We start from the raw sequence: 15,805 nt of genomic DNA, 5'->3' as shown, positions 1-15,805 counted from the left end.
ATTTATGCTAATTGAGGTTTTCTTCCTAACTCAGCTAAATGTCTAAAATGCTCAATAATTGCTTTACGAGTAGTTTTATATTCGTTGTATGGAAGATTGAATTCTTTGGCAGTTTCTTTCACTATTTTAGCTAGTTTATCGTAGTGAATGTGCGATATGTGTGGAAAAATATGATGTTCAACTTGATGGTTTAAACCACCAGTATAAAAATTAACTAACCAGTTTTTAGGAGCAAAATTTGATGTAGTGTACAATTGGTGTATAGCCCATGTGTTTTTCATGTTACCATCTTCATCAGGCAAAGGCATTTCTGTTTTAGGAACAACATGTGCTAATTGAAATACAACACTTAAAATAATACCTGCAGTATAGTGCATTACAAAAAATCCAATTAATACCTTCCACCAAGTTACATCCATCACTGCGATAGGTAATATTACCCAAAGTGAATAATAGATTACTTTAGAAACTACTAATTTGGTCCATTCTTTAGCCGGGTTGGGAAATTCACCGTATGATAATTTACGTTTTAAATAATTGCGCATTTGTTTAAAATCGGTAGTAATTGCCCAGTTTATAGTTAGCAACCCGTATAAGAATACAGAATAGTATTTTTGAAATTTATGAATCCATAACCACTGTGCATGTTTAGAAAAACGAATTATTCTACCAGCATCAATGTCTTCATCATGATCTTGTATATTGGTATAAGTGTGGTGTAATACATTATGTTGTACTTTCCAATTGTATACATTCCCCGCTAAAATGTATATACTACTTCCAAAAAGTTTGTTTACCCATTTTTTACTTGAAAAAGATTCGTGGTTGGCATCGTGCATTACATTCATTCCAACTCCTGCCATTCCAACACCCATTAAAACGGTAAGTGCTAATTTTATCCATTGAGACATATCAATAGTTAAAATTAGTATAAACGGAACAATAAACATAGCTAGCATAATAATAGCTTTTGAGTATAGTTTCCAGTTACCTGTACGCTTAATGTTGTTTTCTTTAAAGTAAGTGTTAACTCTTTTATTTAGAGTTCTAAAAAACTTAGCGTTATCTATTCTTGAGAAGTTTACTGTCTTCATTTGTTGTTTATTTGTACCGCAAAAATAAACGTTTTTGGTTCACAGTTATTGCTAAAGGCTAACTTTTTAACTAGATTAATATCTTTTATATAAAAATTAACAATACCAATTAGTTTTTTATTTTTGCAACGGAAAAAATGACTTCATGGAACTTATAAAAAAATACTTTGACAATTTATCAGAAAAGCAGTTAGAACAATTTTCTAAGTTGCAAGAATTGTATCAAGATTGGAACTTAAAAATTAATGTTGTTTCTCGTAAAGATATTGATGAATTGTACTTACGTCATGTATTACATTCGTTAGGAATAGCAAAAGTGATGGAGTTTAAGTCTGGCGCTAAAGTAATGGATGTAGGAACAGGTGGTGGATTTCCAGGAATTCCGTTAGCAATTTTGTTTCCTCAAACACAATTTCATTTGGTAGATTCTATTGGGAAAAAGATAAAAGTGGTAAATGAAGTTACTGAAGGATTAGGTTTAAAAAATGTAAAAACTACTCACGGACGTGTTGAAGAAGTAAATGATACGTACGATTTTATTGTAAGTAGAGCAGTGGCACAAATGGAAACATTTCAACGTTGGGTAAAAAATAAAGTGCATAAAAAACAAAACCATGCACTTAAAAACGGAATTTTATATCTAAAAGGAGGTGATCTTACGGAAGAACTTGCGAACTTCCCTAAAGCCACCATTTATAATTTACTAGACTTTTTTGAAGAAGATTTCTTCGAAACTAAAAAAGTGGTACACTTACCGGTGAAATTTAAAGGCTAATTTTTACACAGGAAAACACATACTGCATTTCAGCTGCAATTTCTAAACTTCTTTCTAAATATTTTTGTTTTTCAGAAGGTGTCCCGTCATATAATTTAGGATCTTCATAAGTAACGGGAACTCTTTTTTCAGCACCAGCTATAAAAGGACAGCCTTCGTCGGCTTGTGAGCAGGTCATGATAGCACAAAACGCTGAAGTAGGATTAAACTCATTATCATACTTTTTAGAAAAACCTGTTATAGAAGGTACATTATCAGCGTATTTTATTGCATAAACAGGATTGGTTTCGTTTGACAATTGCTGAACTCTAAATCCGTTATTTACCAAAGTATCTACCACTGTTGAATTCATAGCGGTGATTTCAGTTCCTCCTGAATAGCTATATACATTTGGAGTTTGGTAATAAAAAGCCATGGTTTGTGCCCATATTTGCGATAAATGACTTCGTCTTGAGTTATGCGTGCAAATAAAATTTAGGTTTATTATCTCTTTGTTGTCTAGTTTTTTCTGAATGAATTGAATAAAGAGGTTGTAAAACTTCTTTGAGCTCTTCCAAAACAGTTGGTAATTCAGAGAGGGTTTCTTGTATACCAGAAAATAAAGATGAGTTTAGTGTTTTCATATTAGCAACATCCTGAATTTGGTTCACAAGCAGTTTGCTTTTGTAAATCTGATAGTTTTACGCTAGGTTTTTCTGTTGGAATACCGCAGTTATCTTTCGCCAAACAATCAGTTTGCTTCGTAGTAAGTAAGAAGTTGGTTCCGTCAAAATCTAATCCGTATTTTCCTATGGTGCTTCCTTGGTATTCAACCTCGATTTCTAAATCAGGAATATTTAATTCTTTTTCTGATAATTCTATGATATGAACTAATTTCTCAGGATGCAATCTGTGGTCATAGTCATTGGCATTCCATAATTGAAAGTTCACGACTTCTTCATTTCTAACAGTTCCACCACAATCAATAAAGTTTTTAGTGATTTTTCCTACTTCAGTTACGTGAAAATGATTTGGAACTAAACTACCGTCAGGTAATTGAAAAGCAATTGTTTTTAATGTACTTAAATGTTGTTTGATTTCTGATAGTTTCATGACTTATATATTTATTGTAATATTACGATTAATAAATTCAAATTTTTTTAACAGCAGTTTTTATTGTTTGTGTCAAGATTTAAAAAAGAAGAAAGTAAGGTTTTTATTTCTTTCCAGATTGAAGGGTTAATACAATAGCAAACGCTAGTTCCTTCAATAGTGCCTTTGATAATACCAACCTTCTTTAATTCTTTTAAATGTTGCGAAATGGTAGGTTGTGCCAAACCAATTTCATTTACCAAATCACCACAAACACAAGAATTCAATTTAAATAAGTGTTGTATAATAGCTATACGAGCTGGGTGACCGAGTACTTTTGCTATAGTGGCTAGCTGGTTTTGCTTTTCAGTAAATATTTCAGATTTGGTTAATCCCATATGTTAATTATTGTATCGTAATATTACGATTAATAAATAAAACACGAACTATTTTCCAGTGTTATTTTTTATAAAAAGTTTAATACCAGCGTTTTTTCTTCTTTTTAGAAGCTTCTGATTTTCTTCCTTTCTTGTGTTTGCTAACAGTATTGGGTTGCTTTTTATGTTTAGGTTTAGCAAGAGGAAATGGATGGTCTTCCACAATTTTGATAGACCTGTCCATGAATTCTTGAATAGCTTTGATATACGAAGTTTCATCAGCGCTACATAACGAAAAGGCAATTCCTGACTTCCCAGCTCTACCTGTTCTACCAATTCTGTGTACGTAGGTTTCAGGAATGTTTGGTAAATCAACATTAATTACTGCGTCTACTTTCCTAATATCAATTCCACGAGCGGCAACATCAGTTGCAATTAAAATATTGGCTTTGTTGCTTTTAAAGTCTTCAATAGCTTGGTTACGTAGGTTTTGTGATTTGTCGCCGTGTACGCTAGTAGCTTTATAACCGTTCTTTTGGAGTGTTTTTTCGAGTTTGTCTACTCCAAATTTGGTACGACGAAATATAATAATACGTCCTTTTATAGTGTTACGTAGTAGGTGCAAACACAAATCTACTTTATGCTTTTTAGGTGTATAATACAGTAATTGACCAATGTTTTTTGAAGTAGTTTCAGTAGGTGAAATGTCTACCTTCTCTGGTTTGTACAACATTGATGTTGCTAAATCGTTCACTTTATCAGGTATTGTGGCAGAAAACAATAAGGTTTGTTTTTTACGCGGACATAGTTCTTCAATCTTTCTCACATCATCAATAAAGCCCATATCGAGCATTAAATCAGCTTCGTCTAAAACAAAAGTCGTTAACTGGCGTACATCAATACTTCCTTGTTTGTGTAAATCAATAAAACGCCCAGGGGTTGCAATTAAAATATCAACACCTTTTTCTAGAATATCTTTTTGAGGTTGTGTAGGTACACCTCCGTAAACAACGGTAGTTCTTACATTGGTGTATTTACTATATGTTTTACAGTTTTCTTGAATTTGAATAGCCAATTCACGAGTAGGACTTATAATCAATGCTTTTATTTTCTTAGCTCTTTTCTCAACATCAGTCTCTTTAGAAAGCTCATTGATAATAGGCAATGCAAAAGCAGCCGTTTTGCCTGTACCCGTTTGAGCAGCTACAATCACATCTTTTTTGTTGAGTACTAACGGAATTACTTTTTGTTGTACTAAAGTAGGTGTGTGGTGTCTTTCTTCCGTAAGCGCTTTTAAGATAGATTTATTAAGGTGTAAGTCTGTAAACTGCATTCAAATATTTTTTTGCAAAGGTAGTCTAAAACAAAGAAGGAAAAATTTATTTTGTGGTATTTCAAGAGGTTAAACAGGCATGAACCAGTAGTTAAAAGCACTTTTTACACTTTTTTGACAATTGATTTACACTTTTAACGGAAGGTTGCGATAGTTTTGATGAAAACTTTAAATACGAATAGTATGAAAACCATTAAAAATAGAATTTTGTTAGTTGGGGCATTGTTAGCCATAGTGCTTGTAAGCGGATTTGCTAAAAGTACTTCAACAGTTACACCAAAAGAAATAAAAAAAGAGGTAGCCGAAGTTGTAGAAAACAAAACGATTAATATGTTTGTAACGCACGGTCATTGTAGTACGCCGTTTGGAGGTATTGTAGATGATTTAAAAGTAGACATTCCTGTACGAATGGATGCTGGAAATTCGTTAGAAAACATGCGTATTTCGTTTGAGGTTGATCCAAACTCATTTAGAGTATGCAGAGGTGATGAAGCTGATTTAACTGCAAGAATTAAAACAAAAGGGGTATTTATTAATGATCAAAACGATAGCATAACGTTTAGAACTACGAATGTTTTTGTGATGGGGGTAGATTGGTATCAAATTAACGGAATAATGTCTATTAAAGGAGTTGAAAAAGAGGTGAAGTTTTTTGCCACAGGAATTAGAAATTCATACAAAAGCATGTCTAGCGAACTGGTATTGCAAGGTCAAGTAAATTTATTAGATTGGGGTATTGATTATGATAAGTTAGTAAACGGGCAATCATTAAACATTCCTACCAAATGGTTGTACTTAAATATGAAAATTGAGTTGAGTTAGTTGTAGAAATTTAAAAGGTCCAAAATAGTATTTAGATAATATTTTGGGCTTTTTTCTAATGTTGATTATCTAGTAGAATTGATGGAGTAGGGATTACGACGTTGTGAGTTAGGGACTTGATTTCTTGGTCAAGTCAACTATTTTCTTTCCAACGTTAACAGCTGTTTGCGATGAATCAATGCCTTTACGTTGGTTAAATACGTTTAATTTCTTTCGGAAACTGAAATGATTTTAAGAGACCTTTTGAACAATCAATCTTTAAAATATCATTATGGAACTGAGTCAAGGTCTCTATGGCATTTGTAAAAATACTCATACGTTGATTAGCGATTTCATATCCTTTTTTTGTTTCTCTTAAAGTTGGATTTTCAATTGTTTTAGTTTTATAATGAACCAGGTCATTTCTTTCTTTTATTATTTTTATCATGGATTCATAATATTGGGAATCAGTTTGAAGAGATTCTGAATAAATCAATTTTAGAACTATTTCCCATTTTGCTGAAACTTTTAATTTATCCAGATTCTCATAGTATTTAGAGCCTAATTCAATTCTTCCAATTTCATTTATTAAAGCTTCGTAATAGGAAGCCAAAATTATAATTCCTTCAATACTACTTTTATACTTTTCTTTTTCAAGAGTAGAAATACGAATTGAAAGTCTAATTTTTTCTATTGGAGGAAATAGTCCTTCATCTGATTGAGCAATCGAATCATTTTTTTTTCTTAAATCAACTAACTCATTTTCGTATTTCAATAATCTATGATAAATATCGATTGAAATTTGTAAAAACAATTCTACATGCCCTCTTCTGAATCGACCTTTAGAATCTATATATGATTTTTCCAATTATTTGATTTTAGTTTGTGTGATTTTTTAGATAAAAATCTGTTTTAACAATTTGTATTTAATGGTAACCAAATTAGTTTAATTAAAGGGAAGAATCAACCTAAAAAATAGACTGCTCAGAAAGCGTAGTAAATTCTTCTAAAAAGCGCATACCTCTGTAGGAATTTCCTTTTTTATTCAATTTAGGACTCCATACTGCAATGGCGTATTGGTTAGGGTGTATGGCAATAATACCACCACCAACACCACTTTTACCAGCGAGTCCAACTTTAAAAGCAAACTCCCCAGATTCGTCATAAAAACCACAGGTTTGCATTAAGGCATTAATTCTTTTCGATTGACTTTTGGTTAATATTTGTTCACCTTGTCGTGTTTTTCCGTTATTGGCTAAGAAGAAAAACAATTCAGAAAGTTGTTCGCAAGTCAGTTCCAACGAACATAAATCGAAATAGAAATCTAGCACCACTTCAGGGTCGTTGTATATGTTTCCGTAGGATTTAATAAAATTACATAAGGCAACATTTCGATAGCCTACCGATTTTTCAGAAGCTGCAATTTTTGCTGAGTAGTCAATGTTTTTATTTTTGGAAAGACTTTTAATGAAATTCAATAAATCTTCCTTAGGATTTACCAAACTACTAATTAAAATATCAGCAATTACAATAGCACCTGCGTTGATAAACGGATTTCTAGGAATACCATTATCCGTTTCCAGTTGGATCAATGAATTAAAACTATTTCCAGATGGCTCAACACCTAATCTGTCCCAAATAGATTCACCAAGATGCTTATACGCCAAACAAAGAGATAATACTTTAGCAATACTCTGAATGGAGAACTTTTCTTGGAAGTTTCCTAATCCAAAATTAGTATTGGAAACAGTAGAAATATGTACGCCAAATTTATCAGTATCAATGGTGGCCAATTCAGGAATATAGGTGGCTAACTTTCCTATATTTTCAATAGGAGCGATTTTTTGATATATGTTTTCAAGTATTTCTTTATAGTTCATTGCTTGTTAAAATAAAACAAATTGACGCTAAACGAAATTAGTTGAATTCTGTTTGAAAACAAATAAAAACCTCATAGAAAGTAATGAGCTTAAGATTAAACCGATTTTATATAGCTTTAATTGATTTGACTAATTTCTTAAAGTGCTTTTGTGTTTTAAGAGATGTGTTAAAAGTATATTTCATTTCAATTAAATAGTTGTAACCATTTAAATTAATTAATCGATAATGATATAGATATCTGTTTTTATTTTCAACAACAAACCCAAATAAATATCCATAATCATCCTTGTCTGTTCTCATGTAATTGAGTATTTCGAAGTGTTGATTTAAATACGTGTGAAGTACGTTAGCTAGTTGTTCGTGATCAGGCTTTTTTTCTTTAAGAAATTTATTGTAAATCTTAAATTCAGGTTGAAAATCAATGTCTTCAACTCGACAATGAGTTTTAGGTAATTTAAATAATAGAAAATCTGAGTTTAGAGTTTTGTTATTTCTAATCTTTGAATCAAAGATAATTTTAGAGTTTGATAAATCGATTTTTGTATTCCATTCTTTATTGATGTATACTCTTTTGCTACAACTTAAAAAAAGTAAAGTAAGGATGAAAAAAGAAAGTGATTTCATTTTTAAAAGCAATTTTATTGGCGAAAGATATTTAAAAGTGGAAAAAGATTCAAAAAAATAAAAAGCAACCTCATAGAGGTTGCTTTTAACTTATAGTAAGATTCCTAGTTCGGAATTTTTTTTCTTATCCTAAGAAAGGGTAACGATAATCAGTTGGAGAAACAAAAGTTTCTTTGATTAAACGAGGAGATACCCAACGTAATAAGTTTTGAGCAGATCCTGCTTTATCGTTTGTTCCTGAAGCTCTTGCTCCACCAAATGGTTGTTGTCCTACAACAGCACCTGTTGGCTTGTCGTTTACATAGAAGTTACCAGCACAGTTTTCTAAAGCTTTAGTAGCTTCAACAACAGCGTAACGGTCTGTAGAGAATACAGCACCTGTTAAAGCGTATTCAGAAGTTTCGTCAACTAATTTTAACGTATCAGCCCAATCAGCATCTTCATATACGTAAATAGTTACTACAGGACCAAATAATTCGGTTTCCATAGTCGTATATTTAGGATTGGTAGTTAAGATAACGGTTGGCTCAATAAAGTATCCTTTTGATTTATCGTAGTTACCACCAGCAAAAACTTCTGCGTCAGCATCAGCTTTCGCTTGATCAATATATTTTGCCAACTTATCAAAAGAACCTTCGTGAATTACCGCAGTAATAAAATTGCTCATGTCTTCTGGAGAGCCCATTTTAAAAGAAGCAATATCTTCTTTTACGTAGTTTAAGGTTTCTTCAGCTAACGATTTTGGTAAGTATACTCTTGAAGCTGCGGAACATTTTTGACCTTGGAATTCAAAAGCACCACGAGAAATACCTGTTGCTACTTGTTTAGCATTTGCAGAAGGATGCGCAACGATAAAATCTTTACCACCAGTTTCACCAACAATTTTTGGATATGTTTTATAAATGTGGATATTTTCTCCAATTTTTTTCCAAAGATCTTGGAATACATTTGTAGAACCCGTAAAGTGGATTCCTGCAAAATCAGGAGACGACAACATTACCTCAGTAATCTCTGCAGGATTTCCTAATACCATGTTAATAACACCGTCAGGTAAGCCAGCTTCTTTAAAAATTTGCATAATTACATTTGCAGAGAAAATTTGGCTATTAGATGGTTTCCAAACTACAACATTCCCCATCATTGCAGCAGATGCTGGTAAGTTTGCGGCAATTGCAGTAAAGTTAAATGGAGTAACAGCATAAATAAACCCTTCTAAAGGTCTGTATTCAACACGGTTCCAAATTCCGTCGTCAGAGTTTGGTTGCTCATTGTAAATATCAGTCATATACTCTACGTTAAAACGTAAAAAGTCGATTAACTCACAAGCAGCGTCAATTTCTGCTTGATGTACTGTTTTAGACTGTGCAACCATCGTTGCTGCATTAATCTTCGCACGATAAGGTCCTGCAATTAACTCAGCAGCACGTAAAAAAATAGCCGCTCTTTGTTCCCATGGCATTTGTGCCCACTCTGTACGAGCCTCTAAAGCTGTGGCAACTGCCTTTTCAGCATGCGATTTGTCTCCAACATGATATTGTCCTACCACGTGTTTATGATCGTGAGGAGGAGTCATGTTTTTGGTGTTTCCTGTTCTAATTTCTTCACTACCAATGTACATTGGTACATCCATAGATCCGTTAAAATATTCTTTGTATTGTTTAGAAACTGCTTCGCGCTCTGGAGATCCTGGAGCGTAACTTTTTACGGTTTCGTTAATGGCAGTTGGTACGTGAAAAAATCCTTTTCCCATTTGTATGTTGTTTGTTGAATTAAATTTCTTTCTTTGTTATTGAAAAAGCCTATACCAGACTTTCTTAAATGACAAAGTTACGGTTATTTTAGGAATATTTAAAAGGACAAAAGGCTGGAATTATTTAAAAGTAAAACAACATGTGTACGGTAACTTATTTACCTTTAGGAGATAATGATTTTATATTAACCTCGAATAGAGATGAAGACCCAAAACGAAAAACTATTGCACCAAAAACGTATCTAGAAGACGGGGTAAGGTTAACCTATCCTAAAGATGAATTTGCAGGTGGTACATGGATTGGTTTAAGTGAAAAAAATAGATTGATTTGTTTACTAAATGGAGGATTTACCAAACACCAAAGAGCAGAGTCGTATCGAATGAGCAGAGGTGTTATTGTAAAACAATTATTAAAAGTTGAGAATCCTGTTGAAATAATCAATCATTTTGATTTTGAAGGGATTGAGCCTTTTACTATTGTTTTGGTTGATTGGAATAGCAACTTAAAAGCTTATGAGTTAGTTTGGGATGGAGCTAAAAAGTATTTTCAAGAGTTAAATAATAAACCTAAAATTTGGTCGTCATCTACACTGTATACTGATGAAATGAAACAGTTAAGAAAAGAGTGGTTTACCGATTGGTTATTAAATAATAGAAACTTTAATCAGTCAGATATTATCAATTTTCATCAAGATGAAACCAAAGGTAGTAAAGAGGTCTCTTTAAAAATGAAGCGTCAAAATGTAGAAACAGTGAGTGTAACGTCAGTTATAAAAAACGAAAAGAAGCTTACTATGAGTTATTACGATCTACATTCAAATATTAACAAAATAGGAGGAGAAATCATTCGTTTGTAATAAAACCTATTTAATATCTTTGCAAAAAATATTTTATGAATAAAAGATTATTATTGCTATTCTCTACAATTTCTATTTTCTTATTTACAAGTTGCTTTGAGTTTGTTGAAGAAGTAAGTTTTAATAAAGATGGTTCGGGAAGTGCTGTGCTTACCATAAACTTAAGTAAAAGTAAAACGAAGCTAGCTTCTATACTATTACTTGATAGTATAAATGGTTATAAAGTACCTTCAAAAGTAACCATAAGAAAAAAAGTACAAGAAATAGTTTCTAAGATTAAAGGGACAAAAGGAGTTCATAATGTAAAAAATACGTTAAACTTTAATGAGTTCATCGTAACAGTTTCATGTGATTTTGATAATGTGGAAGCTTTAAATGAAGTAATAGCTAATTTTAGCTCTAAAAAACATATAGAAGCTATCAAAAAAAACAGACATTTTACTTTTAATGAAAAGAGTAAAATATTTACACGTAGCCATCATTTTGATTTAGGGAAAGAGTTCAGAAAAACAAAAAATCAAGACCGTAAGGTGTTTGAAACTGCTACTTACACCAGTGTGTATAGGTTTGAAACGCCTATAAAAACGACAGAGAATAACCAAGCAAGAATATCACAAAGTAAAAAAGCTATTATGTTACATTTACAAGCACAAGACATCATAGCAAACAAACAAACAATCAAAAATAAAATACAATTAGAGAATTAAATTTAGGATGAAAAAAATTATTGCTACACTACTGTTTTTAAACACACTTACAGTTATACAAGCTCAACGATTAGAGTCTAAGATACCTAACAATGTAGACGTGTTAATTTCTGCAAATGCAGAAAATTTATTTAAGTTAATAGAAGTATCAGATATTGACAAGAATGCTATTGGAAAAGAAATTTTAAAGGATATTAATAGAAGACGTGATGAAGATAAAGTGTCTTCAGTTGCTAATGCTGGTATTAATATTAAATCGAATGCTTATTATTTCTTCAGTAAAACTGATAGTATTTCATACCATAACTTTTATGTTGAATTGAAAGATAGAGAGTTGTTCGAGTCAATGTTAAGTAAACGAAATAAGAAGAAGATAAGAAGAATGGAAGGCTATAATATCATTGAAGGACGTAGTGATATTAGAATTTGGAACGATGATTATCTTTTATTGGTAAACGGTGATGCGTCAAGAGGGTATTTCTCAACTCATAAAGAACGTTTAGATAAACTTAAAGAAGAAAGAGAGTATAACTATAATTTCAGAAAAAGAATAGGTAAGGGTTGGACAAAAAAGTATGTGTTAAACCTATTTAATAAGAATGTTATCAGCTCTATTGCTTCTAATACAAAATTTCAAAAAAGTAAAAAGAAAAATGCATCAGCAACACTTTGGGTTCGTAACTATGGTATGTTAATGACAGATTTGTTCAAGTCTTTTGGGGGGTATCTGTATCCTATGTATGCTGAAGGTGGAAATCAAAATATTTACGGGGTTGAAGAAGTAACAGCTAATTTGTTTTTTGATAAAAACGATGCAAGAATTTTATTAGACATGTCGGTTAGCTCTGATATGAAGAAATCTTTCAAAAAGATTTATAATAAAAGAATGAGTCGCAATTTAGTAAACAGCTTTGATCATGATAAAGCATTAGCTTTTTGGAGTATTTCGATAGACACTGAAGAAACGTTAAAGGAATATCCGGAACTATTACATAAGATGTACGGAGGCATTTTACCTAAATTTCAAGAAGAAATGGAAATTGTAGGTGATTTGTTCTCTTTAGTTATAGATGAAGAAGCAGTAGGGAAATTAGTTACTGGAGATGCTCTTTTAGTATTGAACGATTTTTCTAAACAAGAAGTAGAATACACTACTTACGAATATGACAAAGATTACAAGCGTAAAGAAGTAACAAAAACAAAAGAAGAAATTGTTCCTGATTTTACGTTAATGATAGGTTCAGAGGAAGAGGAATTGTTAAGTAAATTTTTTAGATTAGGAGAAAAACACAAAGCGTTAAAGATTGAAAATAATGTAGTAGAATTTAAAACTAAAAAGTCTGATATACCATTTAACCTATATTCAGTAATTAAAAATGATGTATTGTACTTAACTACATCAAGAACTAATGCGTTAAGTATTGCTAGAGGAAATAATAATTTTAATACTAAAAAACACAGCAAGTTGGTTAGAAATAATTCAACAGTATTTTTTGTTGACGCAAACGCTGTTTTAAATAAGATTCCTAATAAATGGATGAATAAGTCTGAAAAAGAAGCAATGCGTTTTTCAACAGAGAATTTAAATGAAGGTGTGTTTAGAGTGTCTAGAATGAGAGGTAATACAATTTCTTCTGAATTAAAAATATCTACACAAGGAACAGAAGAAAACACGTTAAAATTATTGTTAGAATTTATCAATACAGTAGCGAAATAAGCTAAATGACAAAAAGAATAGCATATATATTAGTAATCGTATGCTGCATTATAGTTACGGTTGGGTTTTTTAGATATAATCCAACCGTAATTTATGAAAAAAAAGTGCCAACTTCAGCTAAAACTATAGTTTATCTCAATCTTAGAGAAATAGAGTATAATATACTTTGTAGTTTCTTAAAACATCCACTTTCTCAGTTAGACTTCAAGAAATCTACAAGCAAAAAAGAAAAAAAGAAAACAATATGGTTAGATGAGGTAGAAGTGCCTCCTAGTTTGTTTTTTTATACTAATGAACAAGAGTTTAAAAACTTTTTTATTAGTAGCCCAATAGTTGTAAAACAAAATTTTAAAGAAGCTTTAAAAGAAGAAGGATTTGCAGTTAAAAATGTAAGTAAGACAACTGTTTATAGTAAAGGGGTAATAAGTTGTGTAGTGAAAGGTAATTCTTTGCAAGTACTATTGAAAAAACATAAAGGAGCACAAATACTTCCTCAGCTATTATCTAAACTAAATCATGAAAACTACTTTTCTCAAAACGACTTAATCTTAAGGCGGATAAAGGATAGTAAACAGCCAATAGTTATAGGTACTTTGCAAGGAGACTTTTTTGAATTTGCTGCAGATGGAGGTGGTTTAAAGGTTCAAGGAGAGTTAAGTGAAGAGAACAACTTGTTTAAGTCATTTAAAGCAACATCTATAGTTAGTTCAATGCTAAGTATATCAGGTAAGCTAAATACTAAAATAGTAGCAGACAGATTAGATAAAGATTTTAAAGATAAATTTAAAAAACTTACAACACTATCGCTAGATTCTGTCATTAGTAAATGGGATGGAGTAGTAGAAGGGAATCTTACCTCTTTTATAGAAAAATTAGATACGATTGTAACTTATGAATATGATGATGATTTTAATAAGATTGAAAAGAAGGAAGTTCAAAAAACAATAACACCCAAAGTAATTTTAGAAGTTGAAGGAGAGGGTTTATGTAGCTATTTAGAAGAAAAAAAAGCGATTCAGAAAGTAGACAATGAAGACCTATTAACATTAATGCCTTTGTTTACTACTTATAGCTTTTGTGAAGAGAGTGGTTTAAGGTTCACATCAGTAAAGAACCAAAAACTAGTTAAAAAAGCTAACAAAAACAGTAAGTTTTACTTCTTATTTAATGTTGATGACTATCAACAAAAAGACAGAGGTATTTATTCTTTTAAAAACAAATACTTAGATAAAGTAAAAACAATACAGTTGTCAGTAACTAATAACAACCAGTTAGAAGCAGCTGTAGAGTTTAAAAACACTTCAAAAAACTTTTTTTTACAAGTATTAAATTAATACAAAGCAAATGCAGCAAACGATATAGCAACAGATCCAAGCATAGCTAAGATAAAAAACATTGTATTGGCTAGTATGTACTTTATAAACGTCTTAAAATACCCCTGATTGTAAAATCTTTTCATGGCTATAAATAAATAAATCATAAAGAGAAGTAAGAAAACAGGTAAAAAGCTGTTAGAATGCTTAAAAAAGTCTATGATATAAAAAATAGAAAAGAGAAGGAAGAGTACGGTTTGTACATGAAATACAAAGACTAGGTGTTCTACATAAGTATACTTCTTTCTCATGTAAATAAATTTTAAAAATAAAGTAAATAAAGGGAGTAGTATAAAAAGTGCAATAGAAGAGTACGATAACACTTGACGAAAAAACTTCTTAGCTTCATCTCTATCTAAAAAAATTGAATTAAAAACTTTTGCGCGGGAATACCAAAAACGATTACTAAAATTTCTCTTTACTTGTAAGCTATCCAAAGCAGCATCAATAGAGACTTTAGGATGTCCTTTTTGAAATTTCATAAATTTTACGATGTCAAAAGAATTACCGAGATCAGATTTAACTGTTTCTAGTTCTGTGTTATATGAAACCTTGGTGGAGTCAGTTTTAGCTTTTGTTTGTTCAGCTTTAATAGGATCCTGTTCTTCAAGTTGTTTAAAAACAACATTTTGTATAGAGTCCAAATCTACTTGAATAGCCTCAGTATCGTTGTTGTTTAGTTTGATTTTTGACGATCTACCAATTCTTAATTCTTCGAATTTTTTATAACTATCGGTTAAGCTAATAATTAAGAAAAAAATAATAGAAGTAGCTAAATAGAATCGAAATGGATTCGTGTATTTAATTCTTTTTCCTTCAATATAATCTTTTGAGACTTTTCCTGGGCTTATTAGTAAAGGGATAAGAGTTCGCCAAAACTTAGTGTCTAAAGAGAAAAAACCAGCAAAAAGTTCTCGAAGAAAAATACTTAAAGTGATTTTTTTACCTCTGTTTTTTTGCCCACATTCAGGGCAAAAATTTTCATTATTAGTAAAAGGGCATCCACAGTTTAAACAGTTGGTATCTCTAACAACTGGAACTTTGTTTTTTTTAATCATTAGTTTAAAATAGAAGTGGTAGTTAATTGAAAAGTAGGAATAATTACTAGGAATTCTTCAAGTGTTTCTGTGTTAATCATTTTGTAATTGCCTCCCATAGCACCCGTAGTAGAAAGTAAAAAGCAATTAGATCTGTAATTATAAATGTCGTTAGGTTTTAAGATGGGGGTTTCGCCAACAACACCTTCTCCCTCTACGTATTCAGTACTGTTAAGAGCATCAAAAATAACCCAAAAACGCTCAAGTAATTTTACAGTTTCTTTCGAGCTATTTTCTATAGAAACATAATAACTATAAGCATAATACTGCCGATGTCCTCTGTAAACAGAGCCTTTAAAAGATGTTTTTACAGAGATTTTAATGCCTTTTGTAACTTGCTGAAACATA

18 protein-coding genes are annotated in these 15,805 nt (G+C 31.3%); 6 read left to right on the top strand and 12 right to left on the bottom strand.

Annotation, left to right across the window (positions count from 1 at the left end; translation table 11 throughout):
* Positions 1–2: 2 nt before the first annotated feature.
* On the bottom strand, positions 3–1,094 hold the full coding sequence (locus MK851_RS00320) for a fatty acid desaturase family protein (protein ID WP_303505670.1): 1,092 nt from the start codon (positions 1,092–1,094) through the stop codon (positions 3–5).
* 145 nt (positions 1,095–1,239) lie between these two features.
* Between MK851_RS00320 and rsmG the strand changes: the two genes are divergently transcribed.
* Positions 1,240–1,869 (top strand): 16S rRNA (guanine(527)-N(7))-methyltransferase RsmG, encoded by a 630-nt coding sequence (rsmG, locus tag MK851_RS00315; protein WP_320240503.1) that lies wholly within the window; start codon positions 1,240–1,242, stop codon positions 1,867–1,869.
* On the opposite strand, the gene MK851_RS00310 is transcribed toward rsmG, so the two are convergent.
* The 5 genes from MK851_RS00310 to MK851_RS00290 form a co-directional block, all read right to left on the bottom strand.
* Positions 1,859–2,284, bottom strand: coding sequence for a hypothetical protein (locus tag MK851_RS00310; RefSeq protein ID WP_320240501.1), 426 nt, complete (start codon positions 2,282–2,284; stop codon positions 1,859–1,861). The two genes, rsmG and MK851_RS00310, sit on opposite strands and share 11 nt — an antisense overlap.
* Positions 2,285–2,324: 40 nt before the next feature.
* Entirely contained in the window at positions 2,325–2,492 is a 168-nt protein-coding gene (locus tag MK851_RS00305; protein ID WP_320240499.1) for a hypothetical protein, read from the bottom strand.
* A 1-nt stretch (position 2,493) separates the two neighbouring features.
* Positions 2,494–2,961: a DUF6428 family protein gene (locus MK851_RS00300; protein WP_115900094.1), complete on the bottom strand. Its 468-nt coding sequence runs from the start codon at positions 2,959–2,961 to the stop codon at positions 2,494–2,496.
* A 47-nt stretch (positions 2,962–3,008) separates the two neighbouring features.
* Positions 3,009–3,338, bottom strand: a complete 330-nt coding sequence (locus MK851_RS00295) for a metalloregulator ArsR/SmtB family transcription factor (RefSeq protein ID WP_320240495.1) — start codon at positions 3,336–3,338, stop codon at positions 3,009–3,011.
* Between the two features lie 79 nt (positions 3,339–3,417).
* Positions 3,418–4,650, bottom strand: coding sequence for a DEAD/DEAH box helicase (locus MK851_RS00290; protein WP_320240492.1), 1,233 nt, complete (start codon positions 4,648–4,650; stop codon positions 3,418–3,420).
* 183 nt (positions 4,651–4,833) lie between these two features.
* Here MK851_RS00290 and MK851_RS00285 point away from each other — a divergent pair, with 183 nt between their 5' ends.
* Positions 4,834–5,472 carry a YceI family protein gene (locus tag MK851_RS00285; RefSeq protein WP_320240490.1) on the top strand — a complete coding sequence of 213 codons (639 nt, stop codon included), beginning with the start codon at positions 4,834–4,836 and terminating at the stop codon, positions 5,470–5,472.
* 193 nt (positions 5,473–5,665) lie between these two features.
* On the opposite strand, the gene MK851_RS00280 is transcribed toward MK851_RS00285, so the two are convergent.
* From MK851_RS00280 to pruA, 4 genes are all read right to left on the bottom strand, one after another.
* Positions 5,666–6,319: a hypothetical protein gene (locus tag MK851_RS00280; RefSeq protein ID WP_320240488.1), complete on the bottom strand. Its 654-nt coding sequence runs from the start codon at positions 6,317–6,319 to the stop codon at positions 5,666–5,668.
* Between the two features lie 100 nt (positions 6,320–6,419).
* On the bottom strand, positions 6,420–7,331 hold the full coding sequence (locus MK851_RS00275) for a glutaminase (protein WP_320240486.1): 912 nt from the start codon (positions 7,329–7,331) through the stop codon (positions 6,420–6,422).
* Positions 7,332–7,437: 106 nt separating this feature from the next.
* The gene (locus tag MK851_RS00270; protein WP_320240484.1) at positions 7,438–7,632 is read right to left on the bottom strand and encodes a hypothetical protein; all 195 of its coding nucleotides are present in this window, start codon (positions 7,630–7,632) and stop codon (positions 7,438–7,440) included.
* A 448-nt stretch (positions 7,633–8,080) separates the two neighbouring features.
* Positions 8,081–9,706, bottom strand: a complete 1,626-nt coding sequence (pruA, locus tag MK851_RS00265; RefSeq protein WP_303505651.1) for an L-glutamate gamma-semialdehyde dehydrogenase — start codon at positions 9,704–9,706, stop codon at positions 8,081–8,083.
* A 140-nt stretch (positions 9,707–9,846) separates the two neighbouring features.
* Between pruA and MK851_RS00260 the strand changes: the two genes are divergently transcribed.
* The 4 genes from MK851_RS00260 to MK851_RS00245 are packed head-to-tail and all read left to right on the top strand — an operon-like array spanning position 9,847 to position 14,321.
* Positions 9,847–10,563 carry an NRDE family protein gene (locus MK851_RS00260; RefSeq protein ID WP_303505649.1) on the top strand — a complete coding sequence of 239 codons (717 nt, stop codon included), beginning with the start codon at positions 9,847–9,849 and terminating at the stop codon, positions 10,561–10,563.
* A 35-nt stretch (positions 10,564–10,598) separates the two neighbouring features.
* Positions 10,599–11,270 (top strand): hypothetical protein, encoded by a 672-nt coding sequence (locus tag MK851_RS00255; RefSeq protein ID WP_303505647.1) that lies wholly within the window; start codon positions 10,599–10,601, stop codon positions 11,268–11,270.
* Positions 11,271–11,277: 7 nt separating this feature from the next.
* Positions 11,278–12,987, top strand: coding sequence for a hypothetical protein (locus MK851_RS00250; RefSeq protein WP_303505645.1), 1,710 nt, complete (start codon positions 11,278–11,280; stop codon positions 12,985–12,987).
* A gap of 5 nt (positions 12,988–12,992) precedes the next feature.
* Complete coding sequence (locus MK851_RS00245) at positions 12,993–14,321, top strand: hypothetical protein (protein WP_303505643.1); 1,329 nt, start codon at positions 12,993–12,995, stop codon at positions 14,319–14,321.
* On the opposite strand, the gene MK851_RS00240 is transcribed toward MK851_RS00245, so the two are convergent.
* Together MK851_RS00240 and apaG are read right to left on the bottom strand one after the other, a co-directional pair.
* Positions 14,318–15,418: a DUF3667 domain-containing protein gene (locus MK851_RS00240; protein ID WP_303505640.1), complete on the bottom strand. Its 1,101-nt coding sequence runs from the start codon at positions 15,416–15,418 to the stop codon at positions 14,318–14,320. The two genes, MK851_RS00245 and MK851_RS00240, sit on opposite strands and share 4 nt — an antisense overlap.
* Positions 15,418–15,804: a Co2+/Mg2+ efflux protein ApaG gene (gene apaG, locus MK851_RS00235; RefSeq protein WP_303505638.1), complete on the bottom strand. Its 387-nt coding sequence runs from the start codon at positions 15,802–15,804 to the stop codon at positions 15,418–15,420. The genes MK851_RS00240 and apaG overlap by 1 nt, the downstream gene beginning before the upstream one ends.
* Between the last annotated feature and the right edge of the window lies 1 nt (position 15,805).

Origin of the sequence: Tenacibaculum sp. 1B UA, from assembly GCF_033978845.1 — a bacterium.
Taxonomy (GTDB): Bacteria; Bacteroidota; Bacteroidia; order Flavobacteriales; family Flavobacteriaceae; genus Polaribacter.
Note: the sequence above shows the minus strand (reverse complement) of the source record. Positions and strands in the feature narration are given on the sequence as shown.